The sequence below is a fragment of the Nocardia sp. NBC_00508 genome (assembly GCF_036346875.1).
GTDB lineage: Bacteria > Actinomycetota > Actinomycetes > Mycobacteriales > Mycobacteriaceae > Nocardia.
In genome coordinates this window covers 2,876,900-2,898,065 of the sequence record NZ_CP107852.1, presented here as the reverse complement: position 1 = coordinate 2,898,065, position 21,166 = coordinate 2,876,900, and the positions used below count along the sequence as shown (strand labels likewise).

Sequence of the window (21,166 nt, the reverse complement as noted above, 5' to 3'; positions counted from 1 at the left end):
GGGCGCAGTCGGTCTTCGGCCTGCATACGCCTGATGAACGCGGTGGGAAGCTGTCCGTCTTCGGCTCGCGCATGGCCGGAGCGAAGGCGGAGTACGCCTGATGAACGCGGTGGGAAGCTGTCCGTCTTCGGCTCGCGCATGGCCGGAGCGAAGGCGGAGTACGCCTGATCAACGCGGTGGGAAGCTGTCCGTCTTCGGCTCGCGCATGGCCGGAGCGAAGGCGGAGTACGCCTGATCAACGCGGTCGGACGCGGTCCGTCCTCAGCCCGCGCATGGCCGGAGCGAAGGCGGAGGTACGCCTATCATGGTGGGGTGAATATGGTGCACGGATTGACCGGGATGATCCTGCTGGTGCTGTGGCTGGCGGCGCTCGGTGCGACGATTTTCGCGCTGATCCACGCCGTGCGTCAGCGTCCGGACGCGTTCACCGCGGTGGACAAACTGACCAAGCCGATCTGGCTGGCGATTCTCGGGGTGGCCGTGCTCGTGCTTCTCCTCTCGCCTGCGGGGCTGGGCCTGCTTTCGTTCGCGGCGATCATCGCGACCGGTGTCTATCTCGCCGACGTGCGTCCCAAGGTGGATGAAGTTCAGCGGGGTCCGCGCTGGTGAGGGAGTAGTTCGCCAGCTGGTAACGGGTGCTTGCACTAGCAAGCAGCGCGAATCGGGGTTACTGTATCTATCAGTAACACAAAGGAGTGTCCGATGCGTGCCATGCTGCCGACCGCGTTGACGAGCTTCCGAGCCCTGCTCCGGGGCTTGCGCGACGCGCACAGCGCCGACCTGCGTTCCCGTACCTACCAGACCGCGGCGTTCAATCCGCCGACGATGGCTCCCGAGGTGATCCCGGTACGCGCCCAGGATGGCGCGCAGCTGCGGGTGCACGCCTACGGCCCGTCGGATGGGCAGGTCATCGTGCTGATCCACGGCTGGACTTGCTGCCTGGAGTACTGGAACCCGCAGATCAACGCCTTCGCAGGCGAATACCGCGTGATCGCCTACGATCAGCGCGGTCACGGCGAGAGCGAGTACGGGTCCAGCAAGCTGAATATCGAACTGCTCGCCGACGATCTGGCCGCGGTGCTCGACGCCGCGCTCGCGCCCCGACAGCGGGCCGTGCTGGTCGGTCACAGCTTGGGCGGCATGACCATGCAGTCCTGGGCCGGTCGATACCCTGAGCGGGTCGAGAAGCAGGCGCTGGCGGCACTGCTGGTCAATACCGCGGCGGACCGGCTGATCCTGGAGACTACCCTCGTGCCGCTGTTGAACCGGCCGCTGCGCCTGCTGCAACTGAAGGTGCCGCTGCCGTTCCTGTTCGGCAGGCTCGGACTCGGAACCCCGATCGTCTTCCCGCCCATCGCGCCGGTGCGCTGGTTGTTCGCACGCCAGATCCTGAGCACTGCGGCGAAAGGCGACCTGCTGGCGTTCAGCATGGCCATCGTCCGCTCCTGTCCGGCCTGGGTGCGTTCCAGGTTCGGTGTCCTGCTCGCCACGATGGATGTCGGGGAGTCGGTGCGCAATCTGGTGGTGCCCACCACAGTGCTCGCCGGCCAATACGACGACATGACGCCGCCGGTCCACTCCGAGCGGATCGTCGAGATGCTCCGGCAGACCGGCAGCTTGATGCGGTATGGCGTGCTGCCCACCGGCCACCTGGGCAACGTCGAGGCATACGAGCGGTTCAACGCCGAACTCGCGCGCCTACTCGCCGCGGTGCGCCAACGCAGCCGCGCCGACCTCGTGGGCTGAAACTCCTCGGCGGTTGCCTCAGCGGTCAGGAAAAGACGACCGTGCGGCGGCCGTGCACCAAGACGCGTCCCTCCAAATGCCAGCGCAGGCCGCGCGCCAGCACCACCCGCTCGATGTCGCGGCCCTGGCGGACCATGTCGCGCACCTCGTCGGCGTGGTCGATGCGGATGACGTCCTGCTCGATGATCGGGCCCGCGTCCAGTTCCGGGGTCACGTAATGGCACGTGGCCCCGATGAGCTTCACGCCGCGGGCGAACGCCTGGTGATAGGGGCGCGCACCCACGAACGACGGCAAGAAGCTGTGGTGGATGTTGATCGCCTTGCCCGCCCAGTGCTCGCACAGATCGGCGGGCAGCACCTGCATGAACCGCGCGAGCACCACCGCGTGCGGGTCGTGCGCGTCCACCAGGGCGCGAACCTCCTCGAACGCGGGGCCGCGCTCGGCCGGGTCCTTGGGGAACGGGACGTGATGGAACTTCACGCCGTGCGCCTCGGTCATCGCCGCCAGATCCGGATGGTTGCCGATCACCGCCTCGATGGTGGCGGGCAGCTCGCCGCTGGCAGCGCGTCCGAGCAGGTCGTGCAGGCAGTGGCCGTCCTTGCTGACCAGCAGGACCGCGCGGCGGCGCTCGCGGGAGTCCAGCAGTTGCCATTCCGTTTCCGGCCCCAGATCGGCCGCAACCCCGGCGAACCGGTCACGCAGTTCCTCGATCGAGAACGGCACCGTCGCGGCCTTGATCGCCTGACGGGTGAAGAACCAGCCGGTGTCGAGGTCGGAGTGGTAGCCCGCTTCCACGATCGAGCCGCCGAACTCGGCGATGAACGACGTGATCCCCGCGATAATGCCGGGACGGTCCAGGCATCCCAGAGTCAGCACATAGCGGCGATCGTCCTGAACGGGTGGAGCGGAACTCATGCCCCCATCCTCCCAGGTGCGGCAATTCGGGGTGCACCGGTCTACGATTGAAGACAATGAAGGCACTGGCGCCATTGGCGACAAATCGAGCGGGTGAGTGCGCATGGCCAGACTGACTGTCCGGGATCTTCCCGACGACGTACGCGAGGCGCTGCGTGTCCGCGCGGCCCAGCACGGCCGCAGCACCGAGGCCGAGGTCCGGGCGATCCTCATCGAGGCCGTCACGCCCGCAGCGCAGATCGAGCTCGGGACGCTGCTGGCCGAAATCGGTCGTGAGGTCGAGCTCACCGACGACGATTTCGAAGCGCTCACCGCCCGTGACCAACGCCCGGTCGCGCCCGTGGAGTTCGAGTGATCGTTCTCGACACCAACGTCATCTCCGAACCGCTGCGCAAAGCACCGGACCCCCGAGTCGTCGCGTGGATCGACGCTCAGCCTCTGCACACTCTGTATCTGTCGGCCATCACCGTGGCCGAACTGCGATTCGGCATTGCCGCCATGCCCGCGGGCAGGCGGCGAGATACCTTGCGCGACAGGATCGAAACCCGGGTGTTGCCCCTGTTCGCAGGGCGTGTGCTCGCCTTCGACCTGACCGCCTCCGCCGCCTATGCCGAACTCATGACCGCCGCTCGCGCCGCCGGGGCCGCGATCGGCGCCGCCGATGGCTACATCGCGGCCACGGCAGGCGCCGCGAACATGGCCGTGGCCACCCGAGACACCGCGCCATTCCAAGCTGCCGGAGTGCCCGTCATCGACCCGTGGGCCTAGCAACCAGACCGGTTCAGAGGTCGTAAAACGGCTCCGCGTAACGGAATTCGCCGGCTATCTGCGAGTCGTAGGCCGAGAGGGAGCGGACCTGGAAGTGAGTTATCCAAGCGGGCTCGTCGGGGGTGATGCCGAGGCGAGCGGCGGGGACGAAGCCGAAGTGGGGGTAGAACTCCAGGCTGCCGAGCAGGCCGACCAGCGGTTCGTCCAGCGCGTCGGCGGCGCCGAGGGCCGCGTGCATGAGCGCCGAGCCGACGCCTGCGCCTTGATGGTCGGCCAGCACGCCGATCGGGCCGAGCGCCAGCACGGGGAACGGACCGACCGTGGCCCTGGTCAGGCACAGGTGACCGACCACGCTGTCGTGCTCGATCGCCACCAGCGAGAGTGTCGGGATCCAGCCCTCGTCGCTGCGCAGCCGGTCGACGAGGCCCACCTCGGGCGGATCCGCGCTGTCGCGGTCGCCGGACGACTCGGTGCCGGCGGGATCGATGGCGGTGGCGTAGTGCGGTGCGAATGCGCTGCGATGCACCGCCGCGATCGCAGCGGCGTCGTCGGCGCGTTCGCGACGGATCAGCACGGTCGTCTCCTCCCGAACGAAGTAGGGCCCATCCGCACACGTTAGTCAGTCGACCGTGGCGTCACGTTCTCCGATGCGCCATCAGCTACGAGTGTGCGCGAAGCGCCTCCAGGTGCGCAACGGAATTCGCCCCCTGGTGTGCCAGACTGTCACCCCATGGCAAGTTCCGCATCGCTGACCAGGGCCGAAGTCGCCGCCATGATCGACCATACGTTGCTGGCCCCGGAGGCGACCCCCGCCGAAGTCGCCACCCTTGTCGAGGACGCGCGGGAGTTGGGCGTGCTCGCGATCTGTGTGTCTCCGTCCATGTTGCCGGTGCGCGCGCCCGGGCTCGTAGTCGCGACTGTCGCCGGATTTCCCTCCGGAAAACATCATTCGCTGGTGAAGGGAGCCGAAGCGCGGCTCGCGGTGGACCAGGGAGCGGCCGAAGTCGACATGGTGATCGACGTCGGCGCGGCGCGTGCTGGTGACTACACGGCGGTGCTCGCCGACATCGTCACGGTGCGCGAGGCAGTCGGCGATCGGGCGCTGCTGAAAGTGATCATCGAATCCGCCGCGCTGCCGGACCAGGCGATCGTGGAGGTGTGCCGGGTCGCCGAGCGCGCCGGAGCGGATTTCGTGAAGACATCCACGGGGTTTCACCCTTCCGGCGGCGCCAGTGCCCATGCGGTGCGGCTGATGGCGGAGACCGTCGGTGCTCGGCTCGGCGTCAAGGCCAGCGGCGGCATCCGCACCGCCGCGGCCGCGGCCGCGATGATCGCGGCGGGTGCGACCCGGCTGGGGCTGTCGAAATCCCGCGCTGTGCTCGACGGATTTCCGGCCTGACCGTCGGCCGAGAGTAATTCGTGGCCGGGCGGATTCGGTTCCCCTGAGCGCGCCCGGCCCGGATACGTGCGGCAGCGCGAGTTCAGCAGCCACCTCCGGAGCTGTTGTCCGCGGGCTTCAGCTGGGTTCGTCCACCGGCCAGCTCGACGTCGATACCGGAATCGGTGACCTGTAGGTTCGTCGCCGCCATGCCGAGCGGGTAGCTCTGCAGGCTCCTGGTGAAGATATCGACGATGCTCTGCGCCAGATCGGCGGGCACGCCTATGCCGAGCAGCTGCGCCGACATCGTCTCCACCTCAACCGTCCCGTTCTGGACCTGCGGCTTCAGCTGGAGCTCGGCGAGGCCGCCGAGCACGTCCAGCGTGAGCATGCCCGACTCGGCGGACGAACTCACGCCGCTGACCAGGCCGCCGAGCGTCTCCCGGATACCCTCGTTGCTCCAGGTGACGTCGGCGGAGGAACTGGCGATCGTGCTCCCGTTCGGGTCGGCGACGTCGACGTCGCGGAACACGGCGTGGACCACCATCCCGACAGCGGGGCCGAATTTGGTGTCGTTGCTGTTCACCCGCACCGAGGACACCTTGCCGTCGATCCAGGTGACCAGCATCGGCTTGGGACCGAAGCTCACGTCGATCTTCGACCCCATCTCCTTCTCGAATTGCGTGCTGATACAGCTCGACACCCTGTGCCTGGCATAGGCCTCTCCGCCGACCAGGACCGTCGCGAGCAGAACCGCTACCACGGTCAGGGCGATCAGCAGGTTCCGCCGGTTGATCATCGAGGTGGACCGAGGGTTCGTACTCATGGTGGCGATTCTTCCCGACCTTTCTGTGCCGTCTCTGTGGAGGCCTTGAGGGGTTCGAATGTGACATGCAGCACAAACACCGAGCGTAGCCTGGTGCGCATGGCTGGCGATGCGGCAAGCCGCGCGATCGGGTCCGCGGAACAAGGATGGCGTGTTCTGCGCCGATGGGCCGGTCGGCACGCCGGTTTCTTCACCACTCGGCAGGTGCTGCGCACCGGATGCGCGGCGCGGGTGCGGTCCGGCCTCGGTGACGGTTCGGTGACCAGGGTCGGGGTGGGTGGTCTGCTGCGGTTGGCCGGATGGCCGGAGGGGCCGCTCGACGAATACGCGATGTGGTCGGCCTGGTTCGACGGAGCCGCGGTGGTCTCTCATCACAGCGCAGCCGAGTTGCACGGCCTCGGCACGCTGCGTCCGCGGTTCCTGCACCTGTCGGTCCGCGTGGGCCGCCCGACGGCGCCGCCGCGGTTGGTGGTCCTGCGCCGCTCGCTGACCGGCGCCGACGTGGAATCGGCCGGTCCCTTCCTGGTGACAACGCCGGTGCGCACGGTGCTCGACCTGGCCGAGGCCGGAATCGGGCAGGCCGCCTTGAACGAGGTGGTCGCCGACGCGGTCGCCATCGATCGCTGTGCGGGCGAGGAGATCACCGACGCCGGTGCGCGGTTGTCGCCTCGCGCGGCCAGAAGGGTGTATCGCGCGCTCGCCGTCGCGTGACGGTTCGTTCGTTCAGCCCGCACCGACCGGCGCCACGGCCGACCACGGCACCGACAGGACGTTGTCGCGCTGGCGGCGACGGTAGTGACGGATCGGGAAACCCTCCTCGCGCAGCGACTGCGCGGCCGCGCGCCAGCGGACGCGGGGACCGTAGGGCGCCAGCGGCGCCGCACGGGCCCACGCGCGGTCCGCGGCGGCGAGCAGCGCGTGGATCGGTTCACCGGGGACGTTGCGGTGGATCAACGCCTTCGGCAGCCGTTCGGCGAGATCGGAGGGCCGCTCGACGGTGAACGGGTCCCAGGCCAGCGTCAGCGAGCGCGGACCCTCGCGGTCGAGCAGGACCCATGCGCAGCGCCTGCCCACCTCGTCGCAGGTGCCGTCGACCAGCAGACCGTCCGGCGCCAGCCCGGACCGGATGGTCGACCACGCATCGGGGACGGCCGATTCCGGATACTGCCGCAACACGTTGAACGCGCGCACCAGAACCGGTCGCAGCCCGGCCAATTCGAATCCGCCGCGGGTGAAGGTGACGCCGTCGCGGCCGGGCACCACCCGCTGTGGATCGATCTCCAGCCCGACCACCCGCACGTCGGCGCGCACTGTGCGCAGCCGCGCGGCCAGCTCGAACGTCGTCCACGGGCTGGCTCCGTACCCGAGGTCGACCACGAGCGGATCGGCCGCCTCGCGCAGGCGGGCGGCGACCAACTCGTCGTTGATCAGCCAGCGATCGCTGCGGCGGAGACGGTTGACTGCGGTGGTGCCACGGGTGATGGTGCCGACCGGTTTGGTCAGCGGGTGGGGTGGTGTTCTTCCAGCCACTGAACCGTGAACTCGGCCTCGCCGCGGAACAGGTCGACCAAGTTCACCAGCATCAGCTGCTCCAGGCGCGGTCCGACCATGGGGATGAAGACCTTCGCCTCCGAGGAGAAGCGCATGGTGCAGCCGGTTTCGGTGGGGAAGAGGCGGATGGTGCCGCCGAGGCTGCCCGGGCCCGCCGGTATGGACGCCGAGTACTTGCCGGTGATCTCGTCCGCCGCGTAGGGGCCGAAGCTCTCCTTGCGGGTGATCACCATGTCCTTGCGCATGACCGTCTGCGCGATCTCCGGCAGCATCTCGCGGGGCAGGATGTGGTGCAATTCGACGTCGATGGCTCCGTCGCCTGCCTCCAGCTTGACCACCTCGTTGCCGGGGGTGTACTTCCGCATCTCTTGGATCCGCGCTTCCCAGTAATCGCGGTTCGACAGCGCCGCGTACAGCTCTTTTGTGGTGTGCAGCGGATAGCGGGCGGAGTAGTCCAATCGGCGTGCCATGGGCTCACACGTTACTGGGTCCGGTAACACCTACCTCGGCGGGCGGGTGGTCTGCGGAGGACACACAAACAGGGTTATCGGGGGATGTGGCCGCACCCAGTGTCCGTTTTCCGGCGGCGGATCAGTGCGACGCGATCCAGGTCTCGGTGAACTCCGCCTCGTTCTTCAGCAGCTCGGTGAGGTGTTCGTCGATCGCCTTCTCGATCTTGCCGCCGAACAGCGGGATCTTCACCTCGATGGTGCCCTCGACCGCGACGGTGGCGCCGGAGCCGTCGGCGGACAGCGTGATGGTGCCGCGCACGTGGGCGGGCGCACCGTCGACGCGCGCTTCGAAGGTGGCCGTGCCGCCGTTCCAGTGCTCGACGCGGGGAACGACCAGGTCACCGGGGCGTACCGCGGTGATCGCGGGCGGCAGCTTTTCGGCGGCGATGGCCTGCACCATCTCTACGCGCACCTGGTCACCGCTGATGGTGACCGACTCCAGCCGGGCGTTGGTGCCGCCGACCTCGGTGATGCGATCCTTCCAGTACAGCTCGTTCGCCAAGGCAGCGCGCACCTCGGCGAGGGAATGCGAGTAGCGGGCCGTGAACGCCAGCGGTGTAGCCATGGGTGCACACGCTACCGTGTGGCGCGCGAACTACACGAGTGGCGCCATCGGCCCTCCTCGTCCAGTGAATTGCACGCTACCGTGTGGCGTGCGAACTTCACGTGTGGTGCCGTCGGATCTGCTCGCCGACACCGGTGCGCGGCTGCGTGCCGACGTGCGGCTGGCCGAGCTGACCACGCTGCGGGTGGGCGGACCCGCCCTGGTCGCGGAGTGCGAAACGACCGAAGCGCTGGTCGCGACGGTGCGTGCCCTGGACGTGGCGGGTGTCCCGGTGCTGCTGCTGGCGGGCGGCTCGAATCTGCTCGTGGGCGACCACGGCTTCGACGGTGTTGTGGTCCGGATCGCCACCACCGGCGTCGAGATCGGCGCCGACGGCGTGCTCGTGGAGGCCGGCGCGAACTGGGATGACGTGGTGCGCGCGACGGTCGCCGCTGGTTTCGGTGGATTGGAGTGCCTGTCCGGCATCCCCGGTTCGGCGGGCGCGACGCCGGTGCAGAACGTCGGCGCGTACGGCGCCGAGGTGGCCGATCTGCTGCGCCGGGTGCGCCTGCTCGACCGGGCCAGCGGCGAGATCCGCTGGGTGACGCCCGGCGAACTCGGCTTCGGTTACCGCACCAGCGTGTTGAAGCACCGCGACGAGGCCGTGGTGCTCGCGGTCGATTTCGCGCTGCGCACCGACGGTTCCAGCGCGCCGCTGCGCTACGGCGAACTGGCCGCGGCGCTGGGCGCCGCGGTCGGAGATTCCCGGCCCGCCGCCCAGGTCAGGGGCGCGGTGTTGCGGCTGCGCGCGGGCAAGGGCATGGTGCTCGACCCGGCCGACCACGACACGTGGAGCGCGGGCTCGTTCTTCACCAATCCGGTGGTCACTCCGGAACGGGTGGCACAGGTGCGAGCGGCAATCGCCGCGCATGTGGGCGATGTCACGATACCGACCTACCCGGCGCCGCATGGGGTCAAGTTCTCCGCGGGCTGGCTGATCGAGCGGGCGGGCTTCGCCAAAGGCTTCCCCGGCCTCGAGGCACCGGCCCGGCTGTCGACGAAACACACCCTGGCGCTGACCAACCGTGGCAGCGCGAGCGCCGCCGATCTGGTGGCGCTGGCCAGAACGGTGCGCGACGGCGTCGCCGACCGCTTCGGCATCCGTTTGGAACCGGAACCGGTCACCGTCGGCGTCACGCTGTGAGCTCGCCCGCCTCTCCGGGTCTTCAGGCCGTACTAGTGGGGCGATCCGGGATTTGCGTTCAGGTCCTGCGTTGAGTGTCGCCCGGCTTCTGGGCGTTCCCGGTGAGTTACCCATGTGCTCACGAAATCAGCTGGCTCCTCCGCCTCTCCGGGGCTTCAGGCCGTGCTAGCCGGGTGGCGCAGGATTTGCGTTCAGGTCCTGCGTTTGGTGCCGCTCGGGTTCTGGGCGTTCCCGGTGAGTTACCCATGTGCTCACGAAATCAGCTGTCACGTTGTGTCACATCCAGTCGATCATCGCCACACGCTGCGACAACAGGTTCGGGCGCGGGGTCCGCGTAAATTCGACCGAGTGAGCAACCGTCCGATGATGCGCCGTCCTGTCGCCGCGGTGTCGGCCGTGCTGCTGGTAATCGTCGCCCTGGCGACCGGGTGCACGATCGACCGTGGCGCAGCGGGTGACTCCGGTCCGGTCGCCAAGGCAACGTTGGCTCCCGCTGCCGATGCCACCGGCGTCAACCCGACCGCCCCGGTCTCGGTGACGATCAGCGACGGCACGATCGACCAGATCGCGCTGACCAACGCCGCGGGCAAGCAGGTTCGCGGCGAACTCGCGCCGGACAAGCGCGGCTACACCATCGCCGAGCCGCTCGGCTACGACGCCACCTACACCTGGTCGGGCACCGCGGTCGGAATCGATGGCAAGCCGATTCCGATCGAGGGGTCGTTCCGCACGCTCGCGCCGAAGAGCACGGTCCCCGCGACCATCAATATCGGCGACAACCAGGAGGTCGGCATCGCCGCCCCGATCGTCCTGCAGTTCAAGTCCGCCGTGCCGAACAAGGCCGCGTTGGAGAAGGCGCTCACGGTCACCACCGATCCGCCCACCGAGGGCGCGTGGGCCTGGTTTCCGGACGACGGTGGTGCGCGGCTGCACTGGCGTCCGAAGAACTATTGGACACCAGGCACCACCGTGCGTGTCTCGGCGCGTCTCTACGGACTCGACCTGGGTGGCGGCAATTACGGCTATTCCGATCTGACCTCGGACTTCCGCATAGGCCGCAGCCAGATCGTCAAGGCGAACGCGCCGAGCCATCGCATGCAGGTGGTTCGCGACGGACAGATCATGCTCGATTTCGCGGTCAGCTATGGCGAGGGCAACGAGCCACGCAACGTCACCCGGTCCGGCATTCACGTGGTCACCGAGAAATTCGAAGACTTCATGATGTCGAATCCGCCGTATTACACCAACGTCCGCGAGCGCTGGGCGGTCCGCATCTCCAACAACGGCGAATTCATCCACGCCAATCCGGAATCGCTCTCGGCGCAGGGTTCGGCGAATGTCACCAACGGTTGTATCAACCTGTCGCCCGGCGACGCGCAGGCCTATTTCCCCACCGCGCTCTACGGCGATCCGGTCGAGGTGACCGGGACGTCGATCCCGCTCTCGGCCGCCGACGGCGACCTCTACGACTGGACCATCGACTGGAACACCTGGAAGAGCATGTCGGCGTTGCAGGGCTGAGTTGTTCGGCCGCGACTGCGTCGCGGCGTGTTCGCGGCCCCTTTGTGGCTCGCGTCCGAGCGACCGCCGCTGGCGACTGCGTCGCGGACGCGGCGGCCGCTCGGACGCGAGCCGGGCCGCGAACGGGGCAATGCTTGATCTCGCTGCGCTCGAAATCGGGGGTTGGGCCGAGTAGTTGCGTGGGTCGGCGACTGCGGCGTCAAGGGTGTGCCGCATTTCATCGCTAGCGACTGGGTGTCTGCCGCTGGTCACTTCGTCGCGGACGCGGCGGCCGCTCGGACGCGAGCCGGGCCGCGAACGGGGCAATGCTCGGTCTCGCTTCGCTCGAAACCGGGGGCTGGGCCGATGTGGGTGCGTTGGGCATTGATCGGCCGTGCTGATGTGGACCAGGAGCGCGCTCGTAAGACAGGGTCGTAGCCGCAGCACACGACCCGGTCAGCCGAGGTCTCTGGTACCGCCGACCTGCTGCTCTTGTTCGATGCGGCGGTCGGCGGCGCGTTCGGCGCGGACCGCCTCGTGCCGCTCGGCGAGCAGGTCGCGGATCTCGATCAGCAGCTCGATCTCGGTGGGCTCGGCCGCCTTGGTGGTGCCGTAGCGGTTCTTGATCGTCTTCATCGGCAGGATCAGCACGAAATACAGCACGGCCGCGACCATGACGAAATCGATGGCCGCCGTGATGATCGGGCCGACGGCTATGAAGGTGGCGGGTTTGGAGGGAATCAGCTGAACGCCGAGGCCCAGCTCGTTGGTGCTGCCGAAGACGGCGAGCAGCGGGTTGAGGATCCCTTTCGTCACCGAGGTCACCACGGCGGTGAACGCGGTGCCCATGACGACGGCGACCGCGAGGTCGATGACGTTCCCGCGCATCAGGAACTCTCTGAAGCCTTTGAGCATGAGCCGAACCACTCCCATCCGATGTCCTGCTTCGGTCCTCGGATGCTAGCGGCTCCGGTCGATCAGCGAAGGCTCGGCAATCGAGGGCCGAACCGGACGGCGGCATATTGGGCGCTGCCGGACGTAGCCCGTCCTCAGCCCGCGCACGGCCGGAGCGAAGGTGGAGGTACGCCTAGCCGTGACGGGCGAATCGGCCCGCGTCGGCCTGGTCGCGCGGCTTGACGATGATCTGGTCCAGGTTCACGTGCGGTGGCCGCGACGCCACGAAGCCGATGATCTCCGCGATGTCCTGGGCGACCAGCGGGTCGATGCCCTCGTACACTTTCGCGGCGCGCTCGGCGTCGCCGCTGAAGCGCACCAGCGAGAACTCGGTTTCCACTGCGCCTGGGGCGATCTCGGTCAGCCGCACCGGCTGTCCGAGCAGCTCGCCACGCAGGGTGCGGTGCAGCACGGCCTGCGCGTGCTTGGCCGAGGTGTAGCCGGAGCCGTTGTCGTAGGCGGTGAACGCGGCTACCGACGTGACGGTGACGATCAATCCGTCACCGGAGGCGATCAGCTTGGGCAGCAGCGCCTTCGTCACGCGCAGGGTGCCGAGCACGTTGGTCTCCCACATCCAGCGCCAGTCGTCCAGGTCGGCCTCGGCGACCCGCGTCAGGCCCTTGGCGCCACCGGCGTTGTTGACCAGCACATCGACACGCTCGACCGCGTCGGTGAACGAGCGCACCGACTCCTCGGAGGTGACGTCGAGTTCCAGTGCGGTACCGCCGATATCGTCGGCGAGGCGGCGCAGGCGGTCGAGCCTGCGGGCGCCGACGTAGACGTGGTAGCCCTGCTTCGCCAGCTCCCGGGCGGTAGCCTCTCCGATTCCCGAGCTGGCTCCGGTGACGACGGCAGTGCGAGTACTCATGCCCTGATCCTAGGTGCGCGGTGTTTGCCAGCGCCGAGCTGTCGCCGGGATCACGGTTAGCCTGAGTCTCATGCCTATTCGGGACGTGGTGAGCGCGGACGGAACGACCATCGTCTACCGGGTGAGTGGCCCGCCCGGCGCCCGCCCGCTGGTGCTGCTGCACGGTTGGTCGGCGGATCTGCGCTGCTGGGGCGCGGCCGCCGACGACCTCGCCGCGCGCTTCCGGGTGATCGCCGTCGACCTGCGCGGCCATGGCTACTCCGACGCGCCCGCCACGGGCTACGACAATCCGAAGAACTGGGCCGCCGACATCGCGGCGGTGCTGGCGGCCGAGAGCATCAGGTCGGGCGCAGTGTTGCTCGGCTGGTCATACGGCGGGATCGTGCTGTCGGACTACCTGGCCGCCTATGGCACGGATGCCGTCGCAGGTGTCATCTATACCGGCTCCATGGCGAACATCGGCCCAGGTGTGCCGGGCGCGGCGACCGGAAGCCTCATGCAGGAGGCGATTCCGGGCGTCTTCGAGGAGAGCGCGGGGCGTGCGATACGTGCCTTCGGTGCCTTCGGCAATGCAAACACCGGACCTGGAGCGGACAAAGGACCGGATGCCCAGCGCTTGTTCGGAGCCGGCCTCGCTACCGCACCCGCGGTGCGCAAAGCGCTGTTCTACCGGACCGTCGACAACACCGAGACGCTGCGCATGCTGGACGTTCCGGTGCTCGTTCTGCACGGCACCGCCGACCGGATCGTTCCGATCGAGAACGGCCGCTACATCGTCGATACCGTCCCGACCGCGCGCGCCTCGTTCTGGGACGGCGCCCAGCACGGCCTGTTCATCGAGGATCGCCCCCGGTTCGTCGCCGAGGTGAACGCGTTCGCGGCGGACCTGCGATCCTTCGCATCTGCTGTGTGATAGCTCTCACTCAGTGCGGTCAGGGCGTCTGAGACCGGCAAGGCTCCGTGCACTATGGAGAGTGTGAGTCAGCGCCTGGACCTACGGCCGAACCGTATCGCCGTGCTATCGGTGCACACCTCACCACTCGCCCAGCCAGGCACCGGCGACGCGGGCGGTATGAACGTCTATGTCTTGCAAACGGCGGTTGAGCTGGCTCGACGCGGGACCGAGGTAGAGATCTTCACCCGGGCCACCACCTCGAACGTCCCACCCGTCCAAGAGGCCGCGCCCGGCGTGCTCGTGCGCAATGTGGTGGCCGGACCGTTCGAAGGGCTCGACAAGCACGATCTGCCCACGCAGCTGTGCCCGTTCACGGCGGAGGTGCTGCGCCAGGAGGCCAGGCACCTGCCCGGCTACTACGACCTGGTGCATTCGCATTACTGGCTGTCCGGTCAGGTGGGCTGGCTGACCAGGGACCGCTGGCGGGTGCCGTTGGTGCACACCGCGCACACGCTCGCGGCGGTGAAGAACGCCGCGCTGGCCGAAGGTGACTGTCCCGAACCGGCGACCCGCGAGATCGGCGAGAAGCAGGTGATCGCGGAGTCCGATCGCCTGGTCGCCAACACCGCCGAGGAGGCCCGTCAGCTGGTCGAGCTCTACGGCGCCGACGCCGAGCGCATCGACGTCGTGCCGCCCGGCGCCGACCTGACCTGCTATCGCCCCGGGGACAAGACCGCCGCGCGCGCGGCGCTCGGGCTGGCCGCCGACGAGCAGATCGTCGCGTTCGTCGGCCGCATCCAGCCGCTGAAGGCGCCCGACGTGCTGGTGCGCGCCGCCGCCGAGGTGCTGCGCGCCGATCCGGAGCGCGCGCTGCGCGTACTCATCGTCGGAGGCCCGTCCGGTAGCGGCTTGGAGCGGCCCGACGCGCTGATCGAACTGGCCGCCGAGCTGGGCATCGCCGAACGGGTCAGCTTCCTGCCGCCGCAGCCGCCGGAGCGGCTGGTGCTGGTCTACCGCGCCGCCGATTTGGTCGCGGTGCCGAGCTACAACGAATCCTTCGGCTTGGTCGCGATCGAGGCGCAGGCCAGTGGCACCCCGGTGCTTGCCGCCGACGTCGGCGGTCTCGGCACGGCCGTGCGGCACGACGCCTCCGGCCTGCTCGTCCCTGGACACCGCACCGAGGACTGGGCGAACGCGCTGCGCCACTTGCTCGACGACCCTGCCCGCCTGCACTGGATGAGCGAGGGCGCCGTCGCGCATGCCGCGAACTTCTCCTGGGCGCACACCGCCGACGGTTTGCTCGCCAGCTACTCCGCGGCATTGGCCGGATTCCGGGGCGACCGCCCGGTGCTCGGCGGCCGTGGCCTCGAGCACAGCGTGTTGCGTGAGGACGCCTACGACCGCGTCTCCGGCGAGCGCACCAGCCTGGCCGGTGAGGGGACAGCCGCCCTGCTCGGCGAGAGCAGCCAGGCCAGGTCGCGGGCGCTGTGGCGGCGCCGGACGGGAGTACGCCGGTGAACGAGGTGCAGGCAACCGCGCGGCTCATCGACGAGACGCTGCGCGAAAGGGAGATCGAGTACACCCGGCCCGGGGAAGCGACCTTCGTCGTCGTTCTGCCCGGTGAGCGCAAGCTCGCGACCACGGTGATGCTCACCGTCGGCAAGCACGGAATCCGCGTCGAAGCGTTCGTCTGCCGCAAACCGGACGAGAACTTCGAGGGCGTCTACAAATTCCTGCTGCGCCGCAACCGCAGGCTCTACGCCGTCGCCTACACGCTGGACCGGATCGGCGACATCTACCTGGTCGGCCGAATGGCCGCGCACGCCGTCACCCCCGACGAGCTGGATCGGGTGTTCGGCCAGATCCTCGAGGCCGTCGACGCCGATTTCAATGTGCTGCTCGAACTCGGTTTCGCCGAATCCATTCGGCGGGAATGGAAATGGCGCGTTTCGCGGGGCGAGTCGTTGCAGAATCTGCGTGCCTTCGAGCATCTGGTCGACTCCGCCGACCAGCCCTGAGCACCTCGGTCGCCGGATCGAGCGTGTCGGTCCGTGCCCTGGGTGACAATCTCAGGTGGCACGGATCGGCGAAGGGGCACGGCGTTGGCGGTTATCGCATTGGATATCGGCGCGACGAAGTTCGCGGCCGGGGTAGTACATCCCGGCTATGAGGTGCGCGATGTGCGGCGGGTCGACGTGCCGCGGGCGGGCGTTTGGGCCGCTTGTCGCACATTGCTGCGCGAGGTGGCGGGAGCGGAGCCGGTCGTCGCCGTGGGAATCGGTTCGGCCGGGCCGGTAGATGTGCGAACCGGTGTCACCGGCCCGTTGAACATCCCCGAGTGGGAAACGGGATTTCGGATCGTCGCCGCCGTGCAGGAGCTGTTCCCCTCGGCCGCGATTCGGTTCGCCATCGACGGCGCCTGTCTCGCGCTGGCCGAACACCGCGTCGGCGCGCTGCGCGGGGTGCCCGATGCCCTGGCGATGACCGTGTCCTCGGGGATCGGCGGCGGGCTGATCGCGGGCGGCACGGTGCTGCTCGGGCGCACCGGCAACGCCGGGCATGTCGGGCACATCGTCGTGCCGGGCTGGGACACGCCCTGCGGCTGTGGCGGGGCCGGGTGCGTCGAGGCGATCGCCAGCGGCATGTCGTCGGTGCGTTGGGCGCGCGAGCAGGGCTGGCCGGGCGCCACCGGCGCGCAATTGGCCGAGGACGCGCACGCGGGCGATCGGATCGCCATCTCCGCGCTGCATCGGGCGGGCACCGCGCTCGGCACGGCCATCGCCTCCGCCTCCGCCCTGCTCGACATCGATCGGGTGGTGATCGGCGGCGGCTTCGCGCAATCCGGTGCGCCGCTGTGGGATCCGCTGCACGCCGCCGTTGACGCGCACGCCCGGCTGAACTTCCTGCGGGAACTGCGCGTGGAGCTGTCCCGGATTACCCACGGTGCCACGCTGGTGGGCGCGGGCGTGCTCGCTACCGACCAAACGGTCTGATTTCGTACTCCTCCCGCCCGGCCGGTCGGACCGCTGGCGGTAACCGATGCGACCCGGGCGAGCGCGCATGGGAGGATGACGGCATGACGTACACCCTCGTGCTGCTGCGCCACGGCGAAAGCGAATGGAACGCCCTGAACCTGTTCACCGGCTGGGTGGACGTGCACCTGACCGACAAGGGCATCGCCGAGGGCAAGCGGGCCGGGGAGCTGATGGCCGAGCACGGCGTCCTGCCCGACATCGTGTACACCTCGCTGCTCCGCCGCGCTATCTCCACCGCGAACATCGCGCTGGACGCCGCCGACCGGCACTGGGTCCCGGTGGTCCGCGACTGGCGGCTCAACGAACGTCACTACGGCGATCTGCAGGGCAAGAACAAGGCGCAGGTCCGGGAGAAGTACGGCGACGAGCAGTTCATGCTGTGGCGTCGCAGCTACGACACTCCGCCGCCGCCGATCGACCCGGCCAACGAGTACAGCCAGGAGGGCGACCCGCGTTACGCGGGCATCGATGTCCCGAAGACCGAGTGCCTGCTCGACGTGGTGAACCGGATGGTCCCGTACTGGGAGTCGACCATCTCCGAGGACCTGCTGTCCGGCAAGACCGTGCTGGTCGCCGCGCACGGCAACTCGCTGCGCGCGCTGGTCAAGCACCTCGACCGGATCTCCGACGAGGACATCGCGGGCCTGAACATCCCCACGGGTATCCCCCTGCGCTACGAACTCGACGAGAACCTGCGCCCGGTGCGTCCGCACGAGTACCTGGATCCGGAAGCGGCCGCCGCGGGCGCCGCCGCCGTCGCGGGTCAGGGTGGTAGGTAACCCCAGAAACGCGATCCCAACGCGCTGCCGCCCCATCGGGTAGCAGTGCGTTGTGTTTTCTGCTCCTTCGGCGACGGCTCCACACAGCTGTGTCGTGCGACACGCCGCATGCGTGAACGCCGGTCGGCAGGTGGCGGAGTCTACGGTTCCTGCGGTGAGGCAGGATTCCGGCGACCAGTGTGGGCCGCGATCGGTGTGGCCAGCACAAAAGGCGCGGTCTTCGGCATCAGGGCGAGTTATGTGAATTGTTATTCTGAACAAAGTTGATGTTACCCGCTGTTCTTACTGGCAAGTAGATCGGTACACTCTCGTCCGTTCGACCAGCCGAGAGGTGGATCACGTCCAATGAAGCACGCGCTGCGGGCCACAGTGGCGGCACTTGCCGTCGCCGTGCTCGCCCCCTTCCTCACCAGTGGCGCCGCCGCCGTTCCGCCGACCGGTCCGGACGGCGGAGTGGCCGGAGCCGCCTGGGCGGCGACCCAGGACGCCCCACAGCAGTACCCGAATATCCACATCCAGTGGGACGTCCCCATCACGATGAGTGACGGCACCGTCCTGAAGGCCAATGTCTACCGGCCCGCGGACGCCTCCGGCCGGCCGATCGACACCCCGACGCCGACCGTGGTCAACCTGACGCCCTACACCAAGCTGGTATCGAACCTGGCCGATCACGCGCAGTCCATTCCCGGCCTGTCCGACGCGTTGATCCAGTTGTTCCGGCAGATCGATATGAGCGGAACCCCGCTGTCCGGGGTCACCGACCTGACCAAGGCGTTCGGCGGTGGCGAGCTGCGCAACTTCACCGTCGACCGCCAGCTGATCAAGAGCGGCTACTCCCAGCTGGTCGTCGACGTGCGCGGAACCGGCTTCTCCCAGGGTGTCTGGGACATGCTGCGCGGGCGCGAGCAGCAGGACACCGTGGAGGTGATCGACTGGGCGGCGCGGCAGCCGTGGTCCAACGGACGCATCGGCATGAACGGCATCTCCTACTCCGCGATCAACCAGGTGCAGGCCGCCGAGCAGCGCCCACCCGCCCTGCAGGCGATCTTCCCGGTCGTGCCGGGCAGTGACCTGGTCAACGACGTGCTCGCGCCCGGCGGCGGCTTCGGCTTCAACTTCATCCCGCTGTGGCTCACCGCGATCAACGGACTCAAGCTGGTTCCCGACCTCGCATCGGTGCTCACCGGGCAGCTCGACACCACCTGGTTGGCCGACCGCGCCCGAGACCCCTTGACGTTCATGGACGTTCTGCTCAACGTCTACACCACCGCGCGGATGGAGGATCTCGACCCGCGCGCCACGGAACTGCTGACCGCCGACTCCCAGCCGCGCCGGGACTGGCTGGGCGATCCGAGCCGGATCCAGACACCGACCTTCGTCACCGGCGGCTGGCACGACCTGTTCACCTACTCACAATCCAAGATCTACAACGAGATCCCGCTGCCGCCCGGCCAGAAACAGCTGCTGGTCGGCAATACCTACCACATCAACTCGGGCAACGAGTACGGCAAACCGGGGTTGCCGCCGCGGCTGGATGTATTGCAGCGGGCCTGGTTCGACAAGTGGCTCAAAGACATCGACAACGGCATCGAGCAGTACGGTCCGGTCACGTTGCGCCAGCAGGGCGGCGGCTGGGTCACCACCGACTCGTTCGCGGTGCCGCGCGACGAGGCGGGGCAGGCACAAGCGGTGCACCGCAGAATGTACTTGTCCGCCGCGCCCAGCGGCACGGCGAACAGCCTCTACGACGGCTCGCTCACCTCGGCGGCCACCGGCGAGACCGCCCGCCTGACCGTCGCACCGGGTTTGACCAGCATGTGCTCCAACGACGCTGCGCAAGGCAGCGCGGGCGCGTTGTCGGTCATCGACGGCTGCGCGAAGGACTCCAGGATCCAGGAGCTGAACGGGCTGACCTTCACCAGCGCCCCGGTCGCCGAGCCGACCTCGGTTTCCGGCCGGATCGCGGTGCGGCTCAACACCGTTCAGGACGCCGCCGACGGCTACTGGGTAGTCACCGTGAACGACGTCGCGCCGGACGGCCAGTCCACCGTGTTGTCGTCGGGGCAGCTCATGGCCTCGCTGCGCGCGATCGACGACGCGAACAGCACCAAGTCGGCCAACGGCGACTACACCGACCCGCGCCCGTTCACCTCGCTGGACCAGCGGCAGCCGACGGTCCCCGGCGAGGCGACCACGCTGGACATCGCGCTGCCCGCCACCGAGGCGATCCTGCAGCCGGGCCACCGCCTGCGGGTCGACGTGTACGCGGGCAACTTCCCCAAGGGCCTGCCCATCCTGCCGATGCTCATCGACACCGGCCTGCGGCCACAGCATGTGCAACTGGATTCCGAGCGGCCGAGCTTCGTCAACATCCCGGTCCGCGGAAATCCGGGCTGGTAGCTGCGGGCGCGCCCGCCCGACGATCAGGCTGTGGCACAGCTGTCAGTCGGCTACGGCGAACGCGGCCTCCAGCGGCGGGAACATCGCGCGCGCATCGTGTCCGGCGAACCAGAGGCCAACGGTGAACACCGACATCGCCTCCAGATACCTGGCGCGGTGCAGCCCGCCGGCCGGGATAGCGTGCAAACCGAGGTCTTCTGCAAGGGTGGTGACCAGTCCCACCGCGTTCTCGTCGTCGCCGCAGATCGGTACGCCCAGGCGGCGTCCGTCGAACGTCCGCTCCTGCGACTGCCACACTTCCGCGGCACACAGGTTGAAGGCCTTCACCACATGCGCTCCTGGGGCCTGCGCCGCGATCCGTTCGGCGACAGCGTCTTCGGCGAGCACGAAGGCGGTCGATCCCTCCGGAGCCGCCGCGTCCGGAGCGAAGGCGTTGGTGCAGTCGATTACGGCCCGGCCGACCAGCAGTTCCCGGGTGGCGTGCAGCACCTCCGTCAAAGCCGAGACCGGTAGCGCCAGCACCACGACATCGCCGAAACCCGCAGCCTCGGTGATGGTTGCGGCCTGTGCGCCGAGCGCGGCGGCGAGCTCCGCCGCGGCGTCGGCGGACCGGGCGCCGACGAGCACCTCGTGCCCGGCCTTCGTCCAACCGCCGCCAAGTGCCAGGGCCATCGCACCCGCACCGATGATTCCGATTCGCATCTGAACTCCTCACTCGAAAATCGTTCGGCACCGACGCTACGAATTCCGATAGGCACTTCAGGGTGCGCAACGTCGGTGGCAAGCTGGATCGGTGAGCGCAGCCCCGACCGAACCGATCACCGCCGCGCGGGTGGAATTCGCGACCTATGGCGACTTCGAATCCGACTGCCCCGCCCGGATGGGCGTCGACATCTTCGGCAACTCCTGGTTGCCGGTGATCGTGTACATGCTGCGCGAGGGTCCGATGCGTCCCGGCGACCTGCGCGCGGCCATCGGCGGGATCAGCCAGAAGATGCTGACGCAGACCCTGCGCCGCATGGAACAGATGACCCTGGTGCGCCGCCACCGCTACGCCGAGGCCCCGCCGCGGGTGGAATACGAGCTGACCCCGGCGGGCAAAGACCTGCTGATCCCGATCTACGCCCTCGGCGACTGGGTCGACAAACACGGCAGAGCGGTGAACGAGGCACTGACCGACGCCAGCGACGACGACTGACCGCGACGACTGATTTCGTACGTACATGGGTAACTCCCCCGGGAACACCCAAAACCCGAGCGGCATCCAGCGCAGGATCTGAACACAAAGCC

At 68.5% G+C, this 21,166-nt stretch carries 24 protein-coding genes; 15 read left to right on the top strand and 9 right to left on the bottom strand.

Annotated elements, in window-relative coordinates; all coding sequences use genetic code 11:
- The first annotated feature begins 318 nt into the window (after nt 1-318).
- Both OHA40_RS12805 and OHA40_RS12800 read left to right on the top strand, forming a co-directional pair.
- Nucleotides 319-609, top strand: a complete 291-nt coding sequence (locus tag OHA40_RS12805) for a DUF2516 family protein (protein WP_040783979.1) — start codon at nt 319-321, stop codon at nt 607-609.
- A gap of 93 nt (nt 610-702) precedes the next feature.
- Complete coding sequence (locus tag OHA40_RS12800) at nt 703-1,746, top strand: alpha/beta fold hydrolase (protein WP_330233258.1); 1,044 nt, start codon at nt 703-705, stop codon at nt 1,744-1,746.
- Between the two features lie 25 nt (nt 1,747-1,771).
- Here OHA40_RS12800 and purU read toward each other — a convergent pair whose 3' ends face one another.
- Complete coding sequence (gene purU / locus OHA40_RS12795; RefSeq protein ID WP_330233257.1) at nt 1,772-2,662, bottom strand: formyltetrahydrofolate deformylase; 891 nt, start codon at nt 2,660-2,662, stop codon at nt 1,772-1,774.
- Between the two features lie 103 nt (nt 2,663-2,765).
- On the opposite strand from purU, the gene OHA40_RS12790 reads away from it, so the two are divergent.
- Both OHA40_RS12790 and OHA40_RS12785 read left to right on the top strand, forming a co-directional pair.
- Nucleotides 2,766-3,017, top strand: coding sequence for a FitA-like ribbon-helix-helix domain-containing protein (locus OHA40_RS12790; RefSeq protein WP_330233256.1), 252 nt, complete (start codon nt 2,766-2,768; stop codon nt 3,015-3,017).
- A complete protein-coding gene (locus tag OHA40_RS12785) occupies nt 3,014-3,430 on the top strand; it encodes a type II toxin-antitoxin system VapC family toxin (RefSeq protein ID WP_330233255.1) in 417 nt (138 codons plus the stop codon). The genes OHA40_RS12790 and OHA40_RS12785 overlap by 4 nt, the downstream gene beginning before the upstream one ends.
- Nucleotides 3,431-3,443: 13 nt before the next feature.
- On the opposite strand, the gene OHA40_RS12780 is transcribed toward OHA40_RS12785, so the two are convergent.
- Nucleotides 3,444-4,004: a GNAT family N-acetyltransferase gene (locus OHA40_RS12780; RefSeq protein WP_330233254.1), complete on the bottom strand. Its 561-nt coding sequence runs from the start codon at nt 4,002-4,004 to the stop codon at nt 3,444-3,446.
- A 156-nt stretch (nt 4,005-4,160) separates the two neighbouring features.
- On the opposite strand from OHA40_RS12780, the gene deoC reads away from it, so the two are divergent.
- A complete protein-coding gene (gene deoC / locus OHA40_RS12775; RefSeq protein ID WP_330233253.1) occupies nt 4,161-4,829 on the top strand; it encodes a deoxyribose-phosphate aldolase in 669 nt (222 codons plus the stop codon).
- A gap of 82 nt (nt 4,830-4,911) precedes the next feature.
- On the opposite strand, the gene OHA40_RS12770 is transcribed toward deoC, so the two are convergent.
- Nucleotides 4,912-5,634, bottom strand: a complete 723-nt coding sequence (locus OHA40_RS12770) for an LmeA family phospholipid-binding protein (protein ID WP_330233252.1) — start codon at nt 5,632-5,634, stop codon at nt 4,912-4,914.
- A 99-nt stretch (nt 5,635-5,733) separates the two neighbouring features.
- Between OHA40_RS12770 and OHA40_RS12765 the strand changes: the two genes are divergently transcribed.
- Nucleotides 5,734-6,345: a type IV toxin-antitoxin system AbiEi family antitoxin domain-containing protein gene (locus OHA40_RS12765; protein ID WP_330233251.1), complete on the top strand. Its 612-nt coding sequence runs from the start codon at nt 5,734-5,736 to the stop codon at nt 6,343-6,345.
- 12 nt (nt 6,346-6,357) lie between these two features.
- Here OHA40_RS12765 and OHA40_RS12760 read toward each other — a convergent pair whose 3' ends face one another.
- The 3 genes from OHA40_RS12760 to OHA40_RS12750 all read right to left on the bottom strand — a co-directional run bounded on the left by OHA40_RS12760 (nt 6,358) and on the right by OHA40_RS12750 (nt 8,262).
- Entirely contained in the window at nt 6,358-7,164 is an 807-nt protein-coding gene (locus OHA40_RS12760) for a class I SAM-dependent methyltransferase (protein WP_442943990.1), read from the bottom strand.
- Complete coding sequence (locus OHA40_RS12755; protein WP_330233250.1) at nt 7,134-7,655, bottom strand: DUF2505 domain-containing protein; 522 nt, start codon at nt 7,653-7,655, stop codon at nt 7,134-7,136. Before OHA40_RS12755 ends, OHA40_RS12760 begins: the two co-directional genes overlap by 31 nt.
- 121 nt (nt 7,656-7,776) lie before the next feature.
- A complete protein-coding gene (locus OHA40_RS12750) occupies nt 7,777-8,262 on the bottom strand; it encodes a DUF2505 domain-containing protein (protein ID WP_330233249.1) in 486 nt (161 codons plus the stop codon).
- A gap of 142 nt (nt 8,263-8,404) precedes the next feature.
- Here OHA40_RS12750 and OHA40_RS12745 point away from each other — a divergent pair, with 142 nt between their 5' ends.
- A complete protein-coding gene (locus OHA40_RS12745) occupies nt 8,405-9,445 on the top strand; it encodes a UDP-N-acetylmuramate dehydrogenase (RefSeq protein WP_330234152.1) in 1,041 nt (346 codons plus the stop codon).
- Between the two features lie 363 nt (nt 9,446-9,808).
- A complete protein-coding gene (locus OHA40_RS12740; protein WP_330234151.1) occupies nt 9,809-10,966 on the top strand; it encodes a L,D-transpeptidase in 1,158 nt (385 codons plus the stop codon).
- Between the two features lie 435 nt (nt 10,967-11,401).
- Here the strand turns inward: OHA40_RS12740 and mscL are convergent, their stop codons facing one another.
- Both mscL and OHA40_RS12730 read right to left on the bottom strand, forming a co-directional pair.
- Complete coding sequence (gene mscL, locus OHA40_RS12735) at nt 11,402-11,860, bottom strand: large conductance mechanosensitive channel protein MscL (protein ID WP_330234150.1); 459 nt, start codon at nt 11,858-11,860, stop codon at nt 11,402-11,404.
- Nucleotides 11,861-12,032: 172 nt separating this feature from the next.
- Nucleotides 12,033-12,767: an SDR family NAD(P)-dependent oxidoreductase gene (locus OHA40_RS12730; RefSeq protein ID WP_330233248.1), complete on the bottom strand. Its 735-nt coding sequence runs from the start codon at nt 12,765-12,767 to the stop codon at nt 12,033-12,035.
- Nucleotides 12,768-12,837: 70 nt separating this feature from the next.
- Between OHA40_RS12730 and OHA40_RS12725 the strand changes: the two genes are divergently transcribed.
- The 6 genes from OHA40_RS12725 (at nt 12,838) to OHA40_RS12700 (ending at nt 19,876) form a co-directional block, all read left to right on the top strand.
- Nucleotides 12,838-13,680 carry an alpha/beta fold hydrolase gene (locus OHA40_RS12725; protein WP_330233247.1) on the top strand — a complete coding sequence of 281 codons (843 nt, stop codon included), beginning with the start codon at nt 12,838-12,840 and terminating at the stop codon, nt 13,678-13,680.
- 54 nt (nt 13,681-13,734) lie between these two features.
- A complete protein-coding gene (gene mshA, locus OHA40_RS12720) occupies nt 13,735-15,180 on the top strand; it encodes a D-inositol-3-phosphate glycosyltransferase (protein ID WP_330233246.1) in 1,446 nt (481 codons plus the stop codon).
- Complete coding sequence (locus tag OHA40_RS12715) at nt 15,177-15,680, top strand: YbjN domain-containing protein (RefSeq protein WP_442943989.1); 504 nt, start codon at nt 15,177-15,179, stop codon at nt 15,678-15,680. Before mshA ends, OHA40_RS12715 begins: the two co-directional genes overlap by 4 nt.
- 84 nt (nt 15,681-15,764) lie before the next feature.
- Nucleotides 15,765-16,655 (top strand): ROK family protein, encoded by an 891-nt coding sequence (locus OHA40_RS12710; RefSeq protein WP_330233245.1) that lies wholly within the window; start codon nt 15,765-15,767, stop codon nt 16,653-16,655.
- A gap of 83 nt (nt 16,656-16,738) precedes the next feature.
- Nucleotides 16,739-17,476, top strand: a complete 738-nt coding sequence (locus OHA40_RS12705) for a phosphoglyceromutase (RefSeq protein WP_330233244.1) — start codon at nt 16,739-16,741, stop codon at nt 17,474-17,476.
- 345 nt (nt 17,477-17,821) lie between these two features.
- Nucleotides 17,822-19,876: a CocE/NonD family hydrolase gene (locus tag OHA40_RS12700; RefSeq protein ID WP_330233243.1), complete on the top strand. Its 2,055-nt coding sequence runs from the start codon at nt 17,822-17,824 to the stop codon at nt 19,874-19,876.
- Between the two features lie 42 nt (nt 19,877-19,918).
- On the opposite strand, the gene OHA40_RS12695 is transcribed toward OHA40_RS12700, so the two are convergent.
- A complete protein-coding gene (locus OHA40_RS12695; RefSeq protein ID WP_330233242.1) occupies nt 19,919-20,578 on the bottom strand; it encodes an NADPH-dependent F420 reductase in 660 nt (219 codons plus the stop codon).
- 91 nt (nt 20,579-20,669) lie between these two features.
- On the opposite strand from OHA40_RS12695, the gene OHA40_RS12690 reads away from it, so the two are divergent.
- On the top strand, nt 20,670-21,074 hold the full coding sequence (locus OHA40_RS12690) for a winged helix-turn-helix transcriptional regulator (protein WP_330233241.1): 405 nt from the start codon (nt 20,670-20,672) through the stop codon (nt 21,072-21,074).
- Nucleotides 21,075-21,166 lie beyond the last annotated feature (92 nt).

Excerpts from the sequence above, each read along its gene's own strand:
- deoC (WP_330233253.1), top strand. The coding sequence starts at position 4,161 with ATGGCAAGTTCCGCATCGCTGACCAGGGCCGAAGTCGCCGCCATGATC.
- mscL (WP_330234150.1), bottom strand. The coding sequence starts at position 11,860 with ATGCTCAAAGGCTTCAGAGAGTTCCTGATGCGCGGGAACGTCATCGAC.
- OHA40_RS12755 (WP_330233250.1), bottom strand. The coding sequence starts at position 7,655 with ATGGCACGCCGATTGGACTACTCCGCCCGCTATCCGCTGCACACCACA.
- OHA40_RS12730 (WP_330233248.1), bottom strand. The coding sequence starts at position 12,767 with ATGAGTACTCGCACTGCCGTCGTCACCGGAGCCAGCTCGGGAATCGGA.
- OHA40_RS12800 (WP_330233258.1), top strand. The coding sequence starts at position 703 with ATGCGTGCCATGCTGCCGACCGCGTTGACGAGCTTCCGAGCCCTGCTC.
- OHA40_RS12790 (WP_330233256.1), top strand. The coding sequence starts at position 2,766 with ATGGCCAGACTGACTGTCCGGGATCTTCCCGACGACGTACGCGAGGCG.
- OHA40_RS12695 (WP_330233242.1), bottom strand. The coding sequence starts at position 20,578 with ATGCGAATCGGAATCATCGGTGCGGGTGCGATGGCCCTGGCACTTGGC.
- OHA40_RS12740 (WP_330234151.1), top strand. The coding sequence starts at position 9,809 with ATGATGCGCCGTCCTGTCGCCGCGGTGTCGGCCGTGCTGCTGGTAATC.
- OHA40_RS12770 (WP_330233252.1), bottom strand. The coding sequence starts at position 5,634 with ATGAGTACGAACCCTCGGTCCACCTCGATGATCAACCGGCGGAACCTG.
- OHA40_RS12725 (WP_330233247.1), top strand. The coding sequence starts at position 12,838 with ATGCCTATTCGGGACGTGGTGAGCGCGGACGGAACGACCATCGTCTAC.
- OHA40_RS12805 (WP_040783979.1), top strand. The coding sequence starts at position 319 with ATGGTGCACGGATTGACCGGGATGATCCTGCTGGTGCTGTGGCTGGCG.
- OHA40_RS12750 (WP_330233249.1), bottom strand. The coding sequence starts at position 8,262 with ATGGCTACACCGCTGGCGTTCACGGCCCGCTACTCGCATTCCCTCGCC.
- purU (WP_330233257.1), bottom strand. The coding sequence starts at position 2,662 with ATGAGTTCCGCTCCACCCGTTCAGGACGATCGCCGCTATGTGCTGACT.
- OHA40_RS12705 (WP_330233244.1), top strand. The coding sequence starts at position 16,739 with ATGACGTACACCCTCGTGCTGCTGCGCCACGGCGAAAGCGAATGGAAC.
- OHA40_RS12765 (WP_330233251.1), top strand. The coding sequence starts at position 5,734 with ATGGCTGGCGATGCGGCAAGCCGCGCGATCGGGTCCGCGGAACAAGGA.
- mshA (WP_330233246.1), top strand. The coding sequence starts at position 13,735 with ATGGAGAGTGTGAGTCAGCGCCTGGACCTACGGCCGAACCGTATCGCC.
- OHA40_RS12700 (WP_330233243.1), top strand. The coding sequence starts at position 17,822 with ATGAAGCACGCGCTGCGGGCCACAGTGGCGGCACTTGCCGTCGCCGTG.